18 protein-coding genes are annotated in these 15,964 nt (G+C 63.6%); 10 read left to right on the plus strand and 8 right to left on the minus strand.

From position 1 onward, the window contains the following. Positions 1-89: 89 nt before the first annotated feature. Positions 90-293, plus strand: coding sequence for a NepR family anti-sigma factor (locus tag AC1DVW_RS19335; RefSeq protein WP_477271483.1), 204 nt, complete (start codon positions 90-92; stop codon positions 291-293). 3 nt (positions 294-296) lie between these two features. Next, the gene (locus AC1DVW_RS19340) at positions 297-848 is read left to right on the plus strand and encodes a sigma-70 family RNA polymerase sigma factor (protein ID WP_258607097.1); all 552 of its coding nucleotides are present in this window, start codon (positions 297-299) and stop codon (positions 846-848) included. Between the two features lie 32 nt (positions 849-880). Here AC1DVW_RS19340 and AC1DVW_RS19345 read toward each other — a convergent pair whose 3' ends face one another. Then, positions 881-1,201 carry a response regulator gene (locus AC1DVW_RS19345; protein WP_477325343.1) on the minus strand — a complete coding sequence of 107 codons (321 nt, stop codon included), beginning with the start codon at positions 1,199-1,201 and terminating at the stop codon, positions 881-883. Positions 1,202-1,409: 208 nt separating this feature from the next. Between AC1DVW_RS19345 and AC1DVW_RS19350 the strand changes: the two genes are divergently transcribed. From AC1DVW_RS19350 to AC1DVW_RS19360, 3 genes are all read left to right on the plus strand, one after another. Then, complete coding sequence (locus AC1DVW_RS19350; protein ID WP_477325131.1) at positions 1,410-2,171, plus strand: Crp/Fnr family transcriptional regulator; 762 nt, start codon at positions 1,410-1,412, stop codon at positions 2,169-2,171. A 133-nt stretch (positions 2,172-2,304) separates the two neighbouring features. After that, on the plus strand, positions 2,305-2,631 hold the full coding sequence (locus tag AC1DVW_RS19355; RefSeq protein WP_477246380.1) for an ElaB/YgaM/YqjD family protein: 327 nt from the start codon (positions 2,305-2,307) through the stop codon (positions 2,629-2,631). Positions 2,632-2,642: 11 nt separating this feature from the next. Further along, entirely contained in the window at positions 2,643-3,107 is a 465-nt protein-coding gene (locus AC1DVW_RS19360) for a hypothetical protein (protein WP_477325133.1), read from the plus strand. Positions 3,108-3,111: 4 nt separating this feature from the next. Here AC1DVW_RS19360 and AC1DVW_RS19365 read toward each other — a convergent pair whose 3' ends face one another. After that, positions 3,112-4,626: a sensor histidine kinase gene (locus tag AC1DVW_RS19365; RefSeq protein WP_477325345.1), complete on the minus strand. Its 1,515-nt coding sequence runs from the start codon at positions 4,624-4,626 to the stop codon at positions 3,112-3,114. Positions 4,627-4,795: 169 nt separating this feature from the next. On the opposite strand from AC1DVW_RS19365, the gene AC1DVW_RS19370 reads away from it, so the two are divergent. Further along, positions 4,796-5,011, plus strand: a complete 216-nt coding sequence (locus AC1DVW_RS19370; RefSeq protein ID WP_477325135.1) for a hypothetical protein — start codon at positions 4,796-4,798, stop codon at positions 5,009-5,011. Here AC1DVW_RS19370 and AC1DVW_RS19375 read toward each other — a convergent pair. Further along, complete coding sequence (locus AC1DVW_RS19375) at positions 4,993-5,913, minus strand: diacylglycerol/lipid kinase family protein (RefSeq protein ID WP_477325137.1); 921 nt, start codon at positions 5,911-5,913, stop codon at positions 4,993-4,995. The genes AC1DVW_RS19370 and AC1DVW_RS19375 overlap by 19 nt on opposite strands. Before the next feature lie 109 nt (positions 5,914-6,022). Continuing rightward, positions 6,023-7,606, minus strand: a complete 1,584-nt coding sequence (locus AC1DVW_RS19380) for an alkaline phosphatase family protein (RefSeq protein WP_477325139.1) — start codon at positions 7,604-7,606, stop codon at positions 6,023-6,025. Between the two features lie 234 nt (positions 7,607-7,840). Here AC1DVW_RS19380 and AC1DVW_RS19385 point away from each other — a divergent pair, with 234 nt between their 5' ends. From AC1DVW_RS19385 to AC1DVW_RS19400, 4 genes are all read left to right on the plus strand, one after another. Beyond that, entirely contained in the window at positions 7,841-8,773 is a 933-nt protein-coding gene (locus tag AC1DVW_RS19385; RefSeq protein WP_477325141.1) for a VOC family protein, read from the plus strand. 4 nt (positions 8,774-8,777) lie between these two features. Continuing rightward, positions 8,778-9,410: an alpha/beta hydrolase gene (locus AC1DVW_RS19390; RefSeq protein ID WP_477325143.1), complete on the plus strand. Its 633-nt coding sequence runs from the start codon at positions 8,778-8,780 to the stop codon at positions 9,408-9,410. After that, positions 9,403-9,702, plus strand: a complete 300-nt coding sequence (locus tag AC1DVW_RS19395) for a GNAT family N-acetyltransferase (RefSeq protein ID WP_477246395.1) — start codon at positions 9,403-9,405, stop codon at positions 9,700-9,702. Before AC1DVW_RS19390 ends, AC1DVW_RS19395 begins: the two co-directional genes overlap by 8 nt. A gap of 157 nt (positions 9,703-9,859) precedes the next feature. Beyond that, positions 9,860-10,918, plus strand: coding sequence for a dipeptidase (locus AC1DVW_RS19400; protein WP_477325145.1), 1,059 nt, complete (start codon positions 9,860-9,862; stop codon positions 10,916-10,918). Positions 10,919-11,069: 151 nt separating this feature from the next. On the opposite strand, the gene AC1DVW_RS19405 is transcribed toward AC1DVW_RS19400, so the two are convergent. From AC1DVW_RS19405 to AC1DVW_RS19420, 4 genes are read right to left on the minus strand one after another with little or no spacing between them, the layout of a single operon-like run. After that, positions 11,070-11,327, minus strand: coding sequence for a hypothetical protein (locus AC1DVW_RS19405; RefSeq protein ID WP_477246398.1), 258 nt, complete (start codon positions 11,325-11,327; stop codon positions 11,070-11,072). Between the two features lie 2 nt (positions 11,328-11,329). Continuing rightward, entirely contained in the window at positions 11,330-12,589 is a 1,260-nt protein-coding gene (locus tag AC1DVW_RS19410; protein WP_477246400.1) for an aminomethyl transferase family protein, read from the minus strand. A 3-nt stretch (positions 12,590-12,592) separates the two neighbouring features. Further along, positions 12,593-14,158, minus strand: coding sequence for a phytoene desaturase family protein (locus AC1DVW_RS19415; RefSeq protein WP_477325147.1), 1,566 nt, complete (start codon positions 14,156-14,158; stop codon positions 12,593-12,595). Next, positions 14,145-15,764 carry a phytoene desaturase family protein gene (locus AC1DVW_RS19420; RefSeq protein ID WP_477246404.1) on the minus strand — a complete coding sequence of 540 codons (1,620 nt, stop codon included), beginning with the start codon at positions 15,762-15,764 and terminating at the stop codon, positions 14,145-14,147. Before AC1DVW_RS19420 ends, AC1DVW_RS19415 begins: the two co-directional genes overlap by 14 nt. Positions 15,765-15,964 lie beyond the last annotated feature (200 nt).

Below are 15,964 nucleotides of genomic sequence, written 5' to 3' on the forward strand. Positions count from 1 at the left end.
AGGGTCGGGATGGGCAACCAGACGAGGGTGCCGCTTGCCTTGCGTATGTAACTAGTAGAGCGGCTCGGGTGCTGGAAATAAAGGGCGACATGAAGGACATGACGAAAGATACAATGGCTGGCGCCGCAGACAGGCGCCGGGCTGCTTCCGGTGACCCGCTCGGGCCGAATTCGGAAATCGGCCGCAAACTCAAACAATATTATGACGAGCTCGTCTCCGACAATGTGCCGGATCGCTTCGCCCAGTTGCTCAGTCAGCTGGAACAGGCTGAACCCGCACAGAAGAAGGACTGAGACATGGCGGCTGTCTCTCAGGGCTTCAAGACCGATCTGCTCGGCTCGATCCCGAGCCTGCGCGCCTTTGCCGTGTCGCTGACACAAAATGCCGACAAGGCCGACGACCTGGTGCAGGAAACGCTGGTCAAGGCCTGGGACAAGCATGAAAGCTTCCAGCCGGGCACCAACCTCAAGGCATGGCTGTTCACCATCCTGCGCAATGAATTCTATTCGCAGATGCGCAAGCGTGGCCGCGAGGTGCAGGACAGCGACGGCATCATGACGGCCAGGCTTGCCGTTCATCCGGCCCAGCATGGCCAGCTTGACCTCAAGGATTTTCGGGGCGCGCTCGAGCAATTGCCCGAGGACCAGCGCGAAGCCATCATCCTCATCGGCGCGTCGGGCTTCTCCTATGAGGAAGCCGCCGAAATCTGCGGCTGCGCGGTCGGAACGATCAAGAGCCGCGTCAGCCGTGCCCGCACGCGGCTGCAGGAAATCCTGAAGATTTCAGGCGAAGACGAGTATGGGCCGGATGCAATTTCGGCGCAGGTGACGGGGTCAAACGCCGCTTAGGGCGTGACGGCTTGAACGGTCTGCGAGCAGTGTCACGCCGCAGACCGTCGTCCGCAGGCCGCCGCCACCGCCTCGACGAGATCGTCTCCCGAATAGGGTTTGGTGACCAGTCTGATGCCCGGAAAGGACGCCTTGATCTCGTCGGCGTCCGAATAGCCGGAGGCGAAGATGAAGGGCACGCCCGACTGGCGCAGCCGCGAGGCGAAATCGACCGTTGACGCCCCGGCCAGCATGAGGTCGACGATGGCCGCGTCGAATTGCGTTGCAACCTTCTGCTGATCGATTTCGGTCAGATCGCGGGCAATGACCACCTCGCCGGCGCCATAGTCGCGGCAAAGCTGCTCGACATCCATGGCGATCAGGAATTCGTCCTCCAGGACCAGTATCCGCAGTCCGTTGAGCAATGGGGGCACTTCGCAAAGTCTCCTTGGAACAGAGCGAGTCATGATCGTTATTTGGCAGCCTGTCATTTAAAAAAGACATGCCCGATGCTGGAACTCCGATCGCTGCGAGACGTTTGCCTTCAGCCTGTCTCAAGCAGGCTTTCGAAGAGGGGTCGAAATGTCTGGCCAGAACGGTCGTTCTTTCTCCAGCCGCCAGTATCCATGCGAGAAATGCCCGCTGCGACCGCTACCGGTGTTCCGGGAGTTCGAAAAGCCGGAACTCGCCTTCATCAGTACGTTCAAGAAAGGAGAACTCGCGGTCGACAAGGGCGCCACGGTGCTGGTCGAGGGCAGCCACAGCGCCCATCTCTACACGGTGCTGTCGGGCTGGGCTTTCCGCTACAAATTGCTGTCGGACGGCCGGCGCCAGATCCTCAATTATCTGATGCCCGGCGATCTCATCGGCCTGCAAGGCAGCGTGATGGGAGAGATGCAGCATTCGGTCGAGGCATTGTCGCCCATGCTGCTGTGCGTCTTCGAGCGCGAGTATCTGCACGAACTCTACCGCAACCATCCGGGCCTGGCCTACGACATCACCTGGATCGCCTCGCGGGAAGAGCGGATGCTGGACGAGAACCTGCTCAGCGTTGGCCGCCGCAGTGCGATCGAGCGCCTGGCCTATCTGATCGCCTTTATCGGCAGCCGGGCCAAGGTGGTCGGGCTCAACGGCAAGGCACCGGTTCAAATCCCGATCACCCAGCAGCATGTCGCCGATACGCTCGGCCTGTCGCTGGTTCACACCAACAAGACGATCCGCAAGCTGATGGACCGCAAGTTGATCCTCTGGCGCGACGGCGGCTGCGAGGTGGTCGACAATGAGGGGCTTCAGAACCTCGCGCGTTGGGAAGGACTGGGCGAAGGGCGCCGGCCGCTGATTTGAGCGAGCGGGGTTGGATGACGTTCGGCCGGGCTGGACTCATCCGTGGAAACATCTTTTGATGGAGCTTGTTCCGATTTCGGAACCTTGGCCTGTATCGAGCGTTTGAAACCAAGCAAACGCAAGGAGTTAAGCAATGGCAACTGCCACAGGAAAAACCGCTGGCGACAGCCGGACGAATACGGACCTTGAAGCCGACATCAAGCAATTGAAGGCCGATATCGAAAAACTCACCAAGCAGTTGGCCAAGACCGGCGAGCATGGCTACGGGACGGCGCGGCGCGCCGCCACCGAGGGTGTCGAACAATTGCGCGCCCAGGGCGAGGCAGCCTTCGACAATCTGCGCAGCAACGCCAAGGACATCGAAGCACAGATGATGGCCAGCGTGCGCGAGAAACCGGTGACGTCGCTGGCGATCGCTGCCGGCGTCGGCTTTCTCTTCGCGCTGCTGGCGCGGCGCTAGTTTCTGTCCAGATGGGAATGCTGGCATCGTTGATCTCGGCCTTCGCCTCGGGCGAAACAATTGCCGCCGTGCGCCGCGCGCGCACGGCGGCAATTGTCTATGGGTTCGCGGCGCTTATGGCGCTCTGCGGTCTCGGCTTCCTACATGGGGCCGCCTATATCTGGGCGGCCGACCGCTACGGCTCGCTGGCAGCCTGCCTCGGCTTCGGCGCCGGCTTCCTGGTGATTGCCGGGCTCATCCTGCTCATTCACCAGATATCGGCGGGTTCGCGCGCGCGGCGCCGTGCCAGACGGCGTAGTGCCGATATGAAGGCGATCGGCATCACAGCGGCTCTCGCCGTGCTGCCGGCGCTGCTCAAGGGTAAAGGTGGGTTGGGTGTCATACTCGGCCCGGCGGTGGCGCTCGCCGCCTACGCCATCTATCGCGAAAACGTGAAGCCCGGTCCTGACGATCCGGATGGCGGAGAAGATAGCTAGCGCGTCACTTCGACAGGTCTTCGAGCGGCATCGATATTTCGGCGAACACGCCCTCCGGGCGAAATTCGTGGATCACCTCGCTGGAGATGACCTTGGCCAGGCTGCGGCGGATCAGGATCGAGCCGAAGCCATGGCGCTCCGGAACGGAGACTGGCGGCCCGCCGCTTTCGCGCCAGGTCAATATCAGGCGCTGTGCGCCCTTCTTGCCCTGCGTCTTCCAGTCGAGCTGAACTTTTCCCGAAGCCACCGACAGCGACCCGTATTGCAGCGCGTTGCTGGCCAGCTCGTGCAGGATCAGGCCGAGCCCAACTGCCTGATCGGGCGAAAGCAGCAGGTCGGCGCCGGAGATCGCCATGCGCGGCTGCGAGGCGCTGTCGAACGGCTTCACTTCGATCTGTACCAGTTCGGCAATGCCGATGCCGCGCCATTCGCGATCCGACAACAGATTGTGGGCGGCACCCAGGGCCTGCAGCCTTGCGCCGAAAGCCGCGAGGAATTCGCTTGGCTGGCGGGCATGGCGCACGGTCTGCGTCGCCAGCGCCTGGACGGTCGCCAGCGTGTTCTTGACGCGGTGGTTCAGCTCACGCAGCAACAGCCTTTGCCGCTCGTCGCCGAGCTTGCGTTCGGTGATGTCGTAGTTGACGCCGAAGATCAGCGTCGGCTTGCCGTCCCCGTCGCGCTCGATGACACGGCCGCGTGTGGCGATCCAGCGCGGCGGATTGAAACCCTTGACACGGTACTCGCCGAAATAATCGTCGCTGCCGGTCAGGGCGTCGCGAAAGCGCGTCTCGGTCTGGTAGACGTCGCGGGGATCGATGGCGCCCAGAATGTCGCGTGCCTTCAGCCGGTTCGAACGCGGCAGGTTGAACAGCTCGGACAACAGCACATCGCAGTCGATCATGTCGGTGCGGATGTCCCATGCCCAGCTGGCAAGCGAGGCGGCATCGAGCGCGATGGCGCGGCGCTTTTCCTCGCGCACGAGTGCTGCCTCGGCCAGCGCTCCGTTGCGGGTGGCGTCCTTCAAGCTAAACAGGCTGGCGGCGAGTGCGGCCAGAGTCTTGAGCTGATCGAGCTTGGCGGCAGACGGATGTGCATGCGGCTTTCGGTCGAGCACGCAGAGCGTACCGATCCGCGCGCCGGCCACCACCATCGGCGCGCCGGCATAAAAGCGGACATGGTGCTCGCCAGTGACCAGCGGATTGTTTGAAAAACGCGAGTCGATTGTGGCATCGGTCACCACCATCGGCTCGTCGCCGGCGGCGATCGCATGGGCGCAGAACGAAATGTTGGTTGCCGTCTCCGTCTCGTCCAGGCCGTAGCAGGCCTTGAACCATTGTCGCTCGACATCGAGCAGCGTGACCAGTGCGATCGGCGTTTGCATCATCGCGGCGGCAAGCCGGCTGATGCGATCGAAGTCGGGATCGGCAGCGGTGTCGAGCGCGTCGAGGCTGTGCAGCACGGCAAGCCGGTCCTCTGCGTTTACCGCGCGGCTGACATTGGCCGGCAGACCCGGCGCCATCTGTACCTTGCTATCCACCAAGCCCCCAATGACTTGCCTGCGGTCTGTCTCTGCCGCGCCGACGGTTGGCCGCTGGCCTCAGTATCCGGAACTTTTGTAGTGGAGAATCGTTACCCGACCATGCTTTGCCAGACACGGCTGTCGGCGCCACGCGATAGGGAGGCCGGCCTTGGTCAAGATCATTCCTGAAAACAAAGCCCGTCAGGGAGGCTGGGGGCGACATGGCCTGCGCATCCTGATTGCCGCGATGCTGCTGGTGTTCATCGCCTGGGGCGTCGCCGAAATCTATGGCGAGATGATCGACACGCCCTCCGGCCAGGGGCAGACGCCCAACAGCCAGGGTTTGCGGCTTGATGGCTTTGGACATCAGGCGGCCTTGGCCTGAGTGGCGCGCCGCGGCACTAGCACGTTCAGCACGCCGGGATGAATTTCGATCGTCGTCTCGCGGTCGAGTCTGACCAGTTCGCCATCGATGACGGCGCGGAATTTCTTAGCTGGCGAATGGATTTTGAGGGTCGCCCGCTCGGCCTGGTGTATCTCGACGTGCTCGTTGTCGCGCCATTTGCCGCGCGCCACGTCGAACAAGAACTTGGCCAGTTCGCGGCGCTGCCTAGCCACCGTGACGTAGATACCGAGCACGCCGCCCGCCGGGTTGTCGGCATAGGGCAGGTGGCCCTCGCCAAACAGATTGTTGGTGACGCCGATGCCGGTGATGCGCGTCACGATCTCGGCTTTGCCGACGGTCAGGGTCACCTTCATCGCCGGTGGGTTGTTGATCGTCGACCAGGCGGCCTTTGCCGAGGCGCGGATCTTTCCCAGCCGGGAGCCGAATTCCATGTTCTGGCGCAGCTGCACCATCCTGGCATGCATGCCGATCGAGAATTGATGCACGAAAGGCCGTCCATTGGCGCTGGCGACGTCGACAGCGATCACCTCGCCGTCGGCGAATGATTTCAGCGCTGCGTCGAGGGTCTGTGGGATGCCAAGCCCGCGGGCAAACAGGTTCATGGTGCCGGCCGGCAATATTGCCAAGGCCTTCTTGCCGTTCATCAACCGGGCCGCCGCAGCCGAAATGGTGCCGTCACCGCCGCCGGCCAGCACGACATCGATGCCGCGCCGTGCGGCGATCTTTGCGAGCACTGCCTCAACGTCCGTGCCGGCAACGATGTCGATATCGATGGAGTGGCCAGCCGCTTCCAGCGCCTGACGCATCCGGTCGGAAAAGGCTGGAAGATCGGTCGTGCGCAAGGTGCCGCCGTCCCGGTTCAGCACCGCCGCAAATCGCATGCCCCACTCCGTATGCTCTGCAATCATTGAGCTGGGAAAGCCCAGCCAAAGGCTGAAACGGAGCGGCGGAAGAAAGGTTCCGCCTGACGAGGCGAAATCTGTGCGAGCTCTATCTCGCTCCTGAAAGCGGCAGGCCGGCGACATGGCCGGCAACGCCGGCTTCGGTCAGTTCGGCAAGGGCCAGCGACTGGTCGAGATGCTCGGCCCGCCAGGCGAGGAGCCGTTCGGCAAACTCCAGCCGCACAGCGAGATAGGCCGGATCCGTGGCGACATTGTTCAGTTCTCCCGGATCGTTCTTCAGGTCGAACAGCAGCGGCGGCAGGCCGCCACCGAAATGCACATATTTGAACTCCTTCGCGCGGATGACGGCGAGGTTGCACTGGCGCGGGCCGATGCCGAAATGCCGCTCCGCCTCACCCTCGGCAATCGAGCGAAAATCGAACTCCCAATGTGCGGCGTCGCGCCAGTCCTGGGGCGCTTCATTCTCCAGGAATGGTTTTAGCGAGCGGCCGTCGAGATGCGGCGGCGGCGCCTCGCCGAGCAGGTCGAGCAGCGTCGGCGCTATGTCCACCGCCTCGGTGAAGCGGTCGACGCTCGTCCCGGCCGCCTTGCCATGACGCGGGTCGCGAATGATCAGCGGAATATGGAAACTGCCGTCGAAGAAGCCGCCCTTGCCGAGCATATGATGGTCGCCCATCATCTCGGCGTGATCGGAGGTCAGTACGATGATGGTGTCGTCCCAGGCGCCCGCCGCCTTGAGCGTTTGCCAGATGCGGCCGAGCTGCGCGTCGACCTCCGAGATCATGCCGTAGTAGAGCGCGCGGATGCGGCGGAAATTATCGTCGCCCCAGTCGCGCACCAGGCCCTCGGCGCCGGGACGGAAATTCGCCCGCTGCTGCCGGCCCATACCGTAAGCGAGATAGGGGTGGCTCCCGGCTTCGGTCTGCCAGCTCCCGGCACGACGGAAGGCTGGACCGGCGGCCGGATCATATAGGGTGTTGTAGGGCTCCGGCACGATGAAGGGCGGATGCGGGCTGAGGAAAGAGACATGCGCGAACCAGGCAGTGTCGCGCTGCTGTTCGCCAAGCCAGCGGACGAATTCGCCGGTCAGGAAAGCCGATGGTGTCTCGTCATTCGAATAGATCGGCGCTGCATTGGTGACCGGCTCGTCGGTCTTGTTGCCCGAGGCCTCGCCGGCGGGGCGATGGATGTCGGGAAAGCCGGCGCCGGCATCGACACCGCGCAGTGCCAGCCAGGACAGCCAGGGCTTCTGGTGCTCGGGCAGAAGCTGGCGCACACTAAATCCCGGCAGCACGCCTTCATAGGTTGTCAGCCTCGGGTCGCCGGGCGCCAAGGTGCGCGGATCGAGCGAGACGTCGGTGTAGCCGAACAGCGTCGGATCGTAACCGAGGCTGCGCGCAGAAAGCGCGATGTTGCCGTGGCGGGCATCGAGCGGCGTGCCGTTGCGGCAGACGCGGTTGTTCATCTGGTAGAGGCCGGTGTAGAGGCAGGCACGCGCCGGCGAACAGGGGGCGGCCCCGCCAAAATGCTGCCGGAACAGCACGCCCTCGGCGGCCAGCGCGTCGGCGTTCGGCGTTTTCACCACCTCGTGGCCAGCAGCCGACAGACAGTCGCCGCGCCACTGGTCGCAAGAGATCAGGAGAACATTCGGGCGTCTGTTTTTGTCGGCCAATCGCGGTATCCTCATCCTCACCAGGCGCCCGGAAGAGCGCCGCTCATGGAACCGAAATTTCGCGACTGCGCAAGCCTGACCGATTTGCAAAATAGTGAACAAGGACCGCGCCACTGTTCACCATTAGCGCACAGTCCATTCTGTGTTTGCTGCCTTTGATCCGGACGGCCGGGCCCTCATATTGGCGTGGACAGCGGCATGGGTCGCACAGATACAAAGGGAAGGAGCAGGAAAATGCTCGACCAGATCAAAGGGCTGCATCACGTCACCTCAATGGCCAGGGATGCGCGCCAGAACAATGAATTCTTCACCAAAAAGCTCGGCCTGCGCCGGGTCAAGAAGACCGTCAATTTCGACGCGCCCGACGTCTACCACCTCTACTATGCCGACGAGGTCGGCACGCCAGGTTCGGTGATGACCTATTTTCCGTTCCCCAACATCGGCAAGGGCCGTCACGGCGTCGGTGAGGTCGGCGCCACGGTCTATTCGGTGCCTGAGGGCACGCTCGGCTATTGGGAAAAGCGGTTTGCCGACGAGGGCGTCAGCGGCCTCTCGCGCGAAGAAACGTTCGGCGAGAAGCGGCTTGCCTTCGCCGGTCCCGATGGCGACGGTTTCGCGCTGGTCGAGGACAAGGCCGACGCCAGAACACCGTGGGCGAAGGGCAGCGTTCCCGCCGACGAAGCCATCCGTGGCTTTCACTCTGTGTCGCTGAGGCTCAAGGATGGCGGCGCCACCGAAGAGCTGCTGAAATTCATGGGCTATGAGGAGATCGAGAAGTCCGGCGCCATCAGCCGGTTGGCGGTGAAGAACGGCAACGGCGCCGATATCGTCGACATCGAATCGTTGCCGGGCGCGGGCTTTGCCAATCTCGGTGCCGGCTCGGTCCACCATGTCGCTTTCGCCGTCGAGGACCGCGCCAAGCAGCTCGAAGTGCGCAAGGCGCTGATGGACACCGGCTACCAGGTGACGCCGGTGATCGACCGTGACTACTTCTGGGCAATCTATTTCCGCACGCCGGGCGGCGTGCTGTTCGAAGTCGCCACCAACGAGCCGGGCTTCGACCGCGACGAGGATACCGCTCATTTGGGCGAGGCGCTGAAGCTGCCGTCACAGCACCAGCATCTGCGGCCCTATCTCGAAGAACATCTGCAGAAGCTGGGAGGCTGAGATCATGAGCAAGGACGCTTACATCCACAAGGTGCTGCCCGGTTCGCCTGACGGCCCGTTGCTGTTCGTCTTCCACGGCACCGGGGCGGACGAGAACCAGCTGCTGTCGCTGGGGCGCGATCTCGTACCGCAAGCCACCATCATCTCGGCGCGCGGCGATGTGTCGGAGCAAGGTGCGGCGCGCTTCTTTCGCCGTACCGGCGAGGGCGTCTACGACATGGACGACCTGGCGCGGGCGACTGAGAAGATGGCGGGCTTCGTCAAGGCGCATATCGAAGCGGCAAAACCGTCCTCGGTGCTCGGCCTCGGCTATTCCAACGGCGCCAACATCCTGGCCTCGGTGGTGTTCGCGGCACCTTCGCTGTTCAATGCTGCGGTGCTGATGCATCCGCTGATCCCGTTTGAACCCGAGGTGAAGGGCAGTCTCGCCGGCCGCCGCATGCTGGTCACCGCCGGCAAGCGCGATCCGATCTGTCCACCGAACCTGACGTCGCGGCTCGAAGCCTATTTGCGCGCCGATGGCGCCGATGTCACAGTGGAGTGGCATGAAGGCGGCCACGAGGTGCGGCCGAACGAGATCGAAGCGGCGCGGCGGTTCTTCGCTGCCGTACCGGTTGAAGGAGCAAGCAATGCCTGACCAACTGCCTGAAATCGAACTGGAGGATCGCGGCTCCAAGGGCCGCTATTTCCTGCGCGGACCTGATGGCGCCGAGGCGGAGACGACCTTCACCAAGATCGGCGAGCACCAGATCATTATCGATCACACCGAGGTGCCGGATGCGTTCCGCGGCCAGGGTGCGGGGCTTCGCCTCGTCACCCGCGCCGTCGAGGATGCGCGGGCAGCGGGCAAGAAGATCATCCCGCTCTGCCCATTCGCCAACGCCCAGTTTCGGCGCCATCCGGAATGGGCTGACGTGCTCAAACAGTAAGGTCCATTCGCCTGCGTGGCGGGCGGCAAGATGGTGGAGAGCGGACAGCCACAAGGAGTTATTGTCTCTGGCATTTGCGCAGCCCGGCCATCTTGCCTAAGTAGACGGTTCGCCTGCAGACTGGCGCTCCGTCTCCCTTGAACCGAATGGCTCCTTGATGTCCGAACTCGATCTCGTCCCCGTCTTCGACGGCCACAACGACACGCTGCTCAGACTCTACCAGTCGAAAGACACCGATGTCGAAAAGCTGTTCATCGAGGGGACTCAGGGCGGCCATATCGACCTGCCGCGCGCCAAAAAAGGCGGCTTTGCCGGCGGCATGTTCGCGATCTTTCCGCCACCGGTCGAGAAATCCAAGCGTGCCGCGGTGCCGCCGGCACCCACCGACGATGAGCCGTTGCCGCCCGAGCTGCCGCGCACTGACGCGCTGACGTCCACCATCGCCATGGCCTCGATCCTGTTTCGGCTGGAGCGGGCCGGGGCGCTCTCCGTTTGCCGCAGCGCCGGCGACGTGCGCAATGCGATGGCCAAAGGCTCGATCGCCGCGGTGTTCCACATAGAAGGCGTCGAGGCGATCGATCCCGAACTCACCCTGCTCGACGTGCTGTATGAAGCCGGCCTGCGCTCGCTCGGCATCGTCTGGAGCCGTCCGAACGCTTTCGGCAATGGCGTGCCGTTCCGCTTTCCCTCGTCGCCCGACACCGGGCCAGGCCTGACCGACGCGGGCAAGGCGCTGGTCAAGGCCTGCAACCAGCTCAAGATCATGATCGACCTCTCGCATCTCAACGAGAAGGGCTTTCGCGATGTCGCCGCGCTCAGCGATGCGCCGCTGGTCGCCACCCACTCCAACGTGCATGCGCTCTGCACCCATTCGCGCAATCTCACCGACTGGCAGCTTGGCGCGATCCGTGAGTCCGGCGGCATGGTCGGGCTGAATTTCGCCACCGGCTTCCTGCGCGAGGATGGCAGGATGAATGCCGACACCAGCCTCGACATTATGGTGCGCCACGTCGATTCGCTGCTGCAGGCGCTGGGCGAAGACGGCGTCGGCCTCGGTTCGGATTTCGACGGCGCCATGATCCCGGCGCCGATCGGCGATGTCGCCGGCCTGCCGAAGCTGATCGATGCACTGGCCGCGCGTGGCTTCGGTCGTGCGCTGATCGAGAAGATCGCCTATCGCAACTGGATCAATATGCTGGAAAAAACCATAGGGTAGGCCTGTTGATATTCAGGTGAGGCCAGCCTGCAAACGGCGGCTTCCTGCGCTTCCGGTGCTCACGTACTTTAAGTACGCTCCGCTCCGGTTCTCGGAAGCCACCGTTTTCGACTCGGCCTGACCTGAATCTCAACAGACCTTCGGCGAAATACTAGGCACCCATGCGCTGCAGCCAGTCCTGGCCGACGCCACGATCGCGGACGATGGGCAGCGGATCGGTGGAATCCAGCCGGGCACAGATGCGGTAGACTTCGAGTGTCTCGGCGCTCAACTCGCCGCGTTTGTAGAAGAACATGGCGGCGGCATAGCGGGTGCGGCCCGACCATTTTTCGCCGAGCGGCGTGTTGACCAGCTCCCACTGCTCGGCGGCATCACCGTCATCATCCGGTGTGTCGGCCTCGTCGGTCATGCTCAGAAATCCGCCGGTGGATTGGCGGTGCGGCGGTCGAGCTTGATGAACGGCCGCGCCACCACCTTGGCCCGCTTCATCAGCTTCTGGTACTGCAGCTCGCGCATGGCATAGATCTCGACCCAGAGGTCTTCGGCCATCGTATCACCATAGGGACGCGCCAGCGAGGCGATGGCGATGTTGCGCTTGGCCATCGGCGACCACATGGCTGCGCTGACTAGCCCGACCTCCTGTGACTTCTTGTAGTAGACGATGGCGTGTTCGGCCGGGATGTTGCCTTCGATCTCCAGTCCGACCAGCACATGGCGCAGTCTGCGTTTGGCGCGGGCTTCGAGGATGGCGCGGCGGCCGTTGAAATGACCTTTTTCGAGGTCGATCATGAAGCCGAGACCGATCTCGTCCGGCATGCGCAAGCGGTCGGCGCGGATGGCATGCTCGGAGGTGGTGAAGTCCGCATTGGCGACGATCAGCCCGGCTTCCAGACGGGCGCGGTTCAAGGCCATGTAGCCAATGGCGCGAATGCCGCGTAACTCGCCCGCCATCATCAGCCGGTCCCAGAGGCTCAGCGCCTTGTCTGAGGGTACGAACAGCTCGTAGCCGAGATCGCCGGTGAAACCGGTGCGCGAGATGGTGACAGTGCCACCATCATGTGAGAAATCGGCGAGGTCGAACACCTTGAGTTTTTCGACGCCGGCAAAGCCGGCATCGCGCAGCACGGCGAAGGAGGTCGGTCCTTGCAAGGCCAGACCGGCGACGGCTTCGGTCTCTTCCTCGACCGTCACGTCGAAGCCTATGGCGCTGTCCAGCAGCCAAGGCAGATGCCGCTCCTGCGAACACAGCCGGAAGCGCGTCGGCGACAGGCGGAACAGCGTGCCGTCGTCGAGGACAAAACCCTCGTCGTCGCACCAGGCTGTGTAGTGGACGCGACCAGGCTTGAGCTTTGCCACATCGCGCAGCGTGACGCGATTGAGCAAGGCTTCGGCGTCTGGCCCCTCGATGCGGTATTTGGTCATCGGTGAGATGTCGAACAGCGCCGCCTGACTGCGGATGGCGAAATATTCGAGCTCCTCGTCCCACAGCGAATGCGGGGCGCGGTAGCCGGCCCAATTGTACCAGTCCTGGGTTCTGGCCAGCGCATCGATGCGCGGCTGGAACGGCGTGCCGAGACGAAGCGTGCGGAAATGCGATTGCGCCGCGATGCGGGCCGGGATGAGCGGGCTCGTCTTTGCCGCGTCTGGCTTCTTTTTGGTTGCTTGCGCCATGGCTTAGCCCTTCATCGCGATAATGCGCTTCGCCGCATTCAAGCCCGGTGCGCCGGAGACACCGCCACCCGGATGCGAGCCGGCGCCGGCAAGGAACAGCCCTTCGATCGGCGTGTCATAGCCTGACCAGCCGGACACCGGTCGCGACATCAGCATCTGGTCGGCCTGCAGTTCGCCATGGTGCCAGTGGCCGCCCGGCATCCGGTAGCGCGTCTCGATGTCGGCCGGCGTCAAAAGTTCGGTGTGGAGCACGGACTTGCCGATTCCCGGCGCGTAGGTCTCGAGCTGAGCCATGATCGCCTTCAGGAATTTCGGCTTGCCGGCGCTCCAGCCCTCTTTCAGCGCATAGGGCGCATACTGCACCACCGCCGACAGCACACAGGCGCCAGCCGGCGCGAGCGACGGATCGGCAAGGCTGAGCAGCGTGATCTCCATCACCGGTTCGGGCGAGAACTCGCCATATTTCGATGGATTGAAGGCGCGTTCGACATGGTCGGGCGAGGGCGCAATGACCAGCCGGCCCTTGTGGCCAGCGGCGTCGACACCGGTGAATTGCGGCGGCCGGTCGAGGGCCAGATGGAGCTTGGCCGCATCGCCCTTCATGCGGATGTTTTTCACCTTGCGCGCGAAGCCGGTATCGACTTCGCGCGGCCCAACCAGATCGAGGACAGTGGTCGCCGGATTGATGGCGGAAACGATTGTTTTCGCCCGAAGCACTTCGCCGTTCTCGAGGGCGACGCCGACGGCTCGGCCCTTCTCAACCACGATTTTCGCCACCGGCGACGCGGTGCGGATGGTGACGCCAGCCTGTTCCGCGGCTGCGCGAATGGCGGTGACGACCGCGCCCATCCCGCCCTTCGGTACGATCTGCGCGCCGGCCTTGCCGCCGGTCTCGCCCGCCAGCCGGTAGTAGAGGCCGAGCAACGAGGTCGGCGAGCGTGGGCCGAGATGGCTGCCGAGCGTCGCGTCGAAGGCGAGCAGGCCCTTCAACCTGGTATCGGCAAGCTGCTCGTCGAGCAGGTCGGCAACGTTCATCAACAGCACACGCAGGAAATCGCGCATGTCTTCCTTGCCGAGTTTCTTCAGCGCCAGCGCGGTCTGGCCAAGCGCTGCCGTCTCAAGCAGCGACATGGCGCCGAGGTCGGGTGGCCGGCGCGACAGGAACGGCTTCAGGATGGCGGCATAGCGCAGCAGCTGGGCGCGCAGTTCCTTCCATGCTGTCTGCTCGGAGGCACTGGAGCCGGTCAGCACCTCGCCATAGGCGCCATGCAGGACAAGCGGCGGGCCGTCCTTCGACAGTGCCAGCGACGGCACGAAGTCGCTGCGTTCGATCTGCAGTCCGTGCTTTTCCAGCTCCAGGGTCTTCACCACATCGGGATGCAAGCGGTTCAGCAGATGGGCGATGGAGGAGACGCGAAAGCCGGGCGCGAATTCTTCGGTGCGCGCGGCGCCGCCGACATCGGCGGCGGCCTCCAGCACCAGCACCTTGCGGCCGGCCTTGGCCAGCGTGGCGGCGGCGACAAGGCCGTTGTGGCCGCCGCCGATGATGATGGCATCAAATGACGTCATGGGCCGGGCTCATATGCGAGGTGGATTTGGCGAGGTCGCGCAGGATCTCTGCGGCGGCATTGCGGCCCGGCGCGCCCATGACACCACCACCGGGATGGGTCGAGGAGCCGCACATATAGAGGCCGCCGACCGGCGAACGGTATTGCGCGTAGCCCGGCACCGGGCGGTTGAACAAAAGCTGGTCGAAGGTCAGCTCGCCCTGGAAGATGTTGCCTTCGGTGAGGCCGACCTCGGCCTCGATCTCGCGCGGCGTGCGCACCTCCATATGGACGATGCGGTCGCGGAATCCAGGCGAATAATCGGCGATCTGCGCAACCACGCTTTCGGCAAAACCGTCGCGATCGGCATCGGTCCAGTCGCGACCGCCGATCTTCGGCGGCGCGTATTGCACGAAGCAGCTCATGAAATGCTTGCCGGGTGGCGCCATGGTCGGGTCGAGCGTTGTCGGAATGACCATGTCGAGGAAGGGATCGGCCGACCAGCGCCCGGCCTTCCAGTCGTCATAGGCGCGCTCCATGCGCTCCACCGAATCGGTGAAATGCATGTCGCCGCGACAGACCGGCGAATCCTTCGGCAGCGCCGGGAATTCGGGCAGCGAATCGAGCGCAATGTTGACCTTGCCCGACGAGCCGCGAATCTTGAAGTTCTTCACCCGGCGCAGGAAAATGTCGGGCAGTTCCTTCTCCTCGACCAGTTTCAGGAAGGTGCGTTTCACGTCGGCATTGGAGACGACGAGCTTGCCGTAGATCTCCTCGCCGCCGGCGAGCACGACACCCTTGGCCTTGCCGTGCCGGATCAGGACGTGATCGACCTCAGCGCCGGTGCGGATGGTGCCGCCCGAGGCCTGGAAGGACGCGGCGAGCGCCTTGGTGACCGCACCCATGCCGCCGCGCGCATAGCCCCAGGCGCCGACCGAGCCGTCGACCTCGCCCATATAGTGGTGCAACAGCACGTAAGCGGTGCCCGGTGACATCGGGCCGAGCGCGGTGCCGATGATGCCGGATAGCGCGAAGTTGGCCTTGATGACATCGGTCTCGAAATATTCGTCGAGGAACTCCGAGATCGACATGGTCCAGAAGCGCAACGTCAGCGCCATTTCCTCGGCTGAGAGGCCGGCAAACTTCTTGCCGAGATAGAGCAATTCGCCGATGTCGCGCGGCCGAAAACTGGTCGGGTCGGGCGCGGTGCGCATCAGCAGCGGCTGGATGAAGCGGCACTGCCGTGTCACGTCGCGGGCGTAGCGGTCATAGGCTTCGGCATCGCGCTTGGAGAAGCGGGCGAACTCGCGCCGATGGGCATCGTGGTCACGGTAGTTGGCGAGGTAGTCGCCATCCTTGGTGAATACCGCGCCGCCCTCATAGGAGATCACCTGCAGGCCGAAGCGCGGCAGTTCGAGGTCGCGCATGATCTCGGGGCGAAACAGCGAGCAGACATAGGAGCAGTTGGAATAGAGGAAGCCCGGTGTCAGCTCGCGGCTGGTGGCGGCGCCGCCGACCCAGCCGTTCTTCTCGACCACCAGCACATCGAGCCCGGCGCGCTGCAGATAGCAGGCATTGACCAACCCGTTGTGACCGCCGCCGACAATGATCGCATCCCAAGCCTTCATTCGCGCCAAGCCTTCATCGTGCTCGACCCTTCATTCTTGCGTGATCAATCCCCGAATGCGCGGAATTTGGCACGGCAGCAGCCGTTCTGTCCAGCCATTCTGAATGAATGTTCAACAAATGATATTGCGTTTTCCTTGATATACGCTACGCTTTGCCGGCATTCGAACCTGCGCAATTCGGCCGATGGGACTGAGGTCTG

This window comes from Mesorhizobium sp. P3_B5, assembly GCF_056402815.1.

Coding starts and splice junctions, on each gene's coding strand:
- AC1DVW_RS19335 (WP_477271483.1), top strand. CDS start 90: ATGAAGGACATGACGAAAGATACAATGGCTGGCGCCGCAGACAGGCGC.
- AC1DVW_RS19340 (WP_258607097.1), top strand. CDS start 297: ATGGCGGCTGTCTCTCAGGGCTTCAAGACCGATCTGCTCGGCTCGATC.
- AC1DVW_RS19345 (WP_477325343.1), bottom strand. CDS start 1,201: ATGGATGTCGAGCAGCTTTGCCGCGACTATGGCGCCGGCGAGGTGGTC.
- AC1DVW_RS19350 (WP_477325131.1), top strand. CDS start 1,410: ATGTCTGGCCAGAACGGTCGTTCTTTCTCCAGCCGCCAGTATCCATGC.
- AC1DVW_RS19355 (WP_477246380.1), top strand. CDS start 2,305: ATGGCAACTGCCACAGGAAAAACCGCTGGCGACAGCCGGACGAATACG.
- AC1DVW_RS19360 (WP_477325133.1), top strand. CDS start 2,643: ATGGGAATGCTGGCATCGTTGATCTCGGCCTTCGCCTCGGGCGAAACA.
- AC1DVW_RS19365 (WP_477325345.1), bottom strand. CDS start 4,626: ATGGCGCCGGGTCTGCCGGCCAATGTCAGCCGCGCGGTAAACGCAGAG.
- AC1DVW_RS19375 (WP_477325137.1), bottom strand. CDS start 5,913: ATGCGATTTGCGGCGGTGCTGAACCGGGACGGCGGCACCTTGCGCACG.
- AC1DVW_RS19385 (WP_477325141.1), top strand. CDS start 7,841: ATGCTCGACCAGATCAAAGGGCTGCATCACGTCACCTCAATGGCCAGG.
- AC1DVW_RS19390 (WP_477325143.1), top strand. CDS start 8,778: ATGAGCAAGGACGCTTACATCCACAAGGTGCTGCCCGGTTCGCCTGAC.
- AC1DVW_RS19395 (WP_477246395.1), top strand. CDS start 9,403: ATGCCTGACCAACTGCCTGAAATCGAACTGGAGGATCGCGGCTCCAAG.
- AC1DVW_RS19400 (WP_477325145.1), top strand. CDS start 9,860: ATGTCCGAACTCGATCTCGTCCCCGTCTTCGACGGCCACAACGACACG.
- AC1DVW_RS19405 (WP_477246398.1), bottom strand. CDS start 11,327: ATGACCGACGAGGCCGACACACCGGATGATGACGGTGATGCCGCCGAG.
- AC1DVW_RS19410 (WP_477246400.1), bottom strand. CDS start 12,589: ATGGCGCAAGCAACCAAAAAGAAGCCAGACGCGGCAAAGACGAGCCCG.
- AC1DVW_RS19415 (WP_477325147.1), bottom strand. CDS start 14,158: ATGACGTCATTTGATGCCATCATCATCGGCGGCGGCCACAACGGCCTT.
- AC1DVW_RS19420 (WP_477246404.1), bottom strand. CDS start 15,764: ATGAAGGCTTGGGATGCGATCATTGTCGGCGGCGGTCACAACGGGTTG.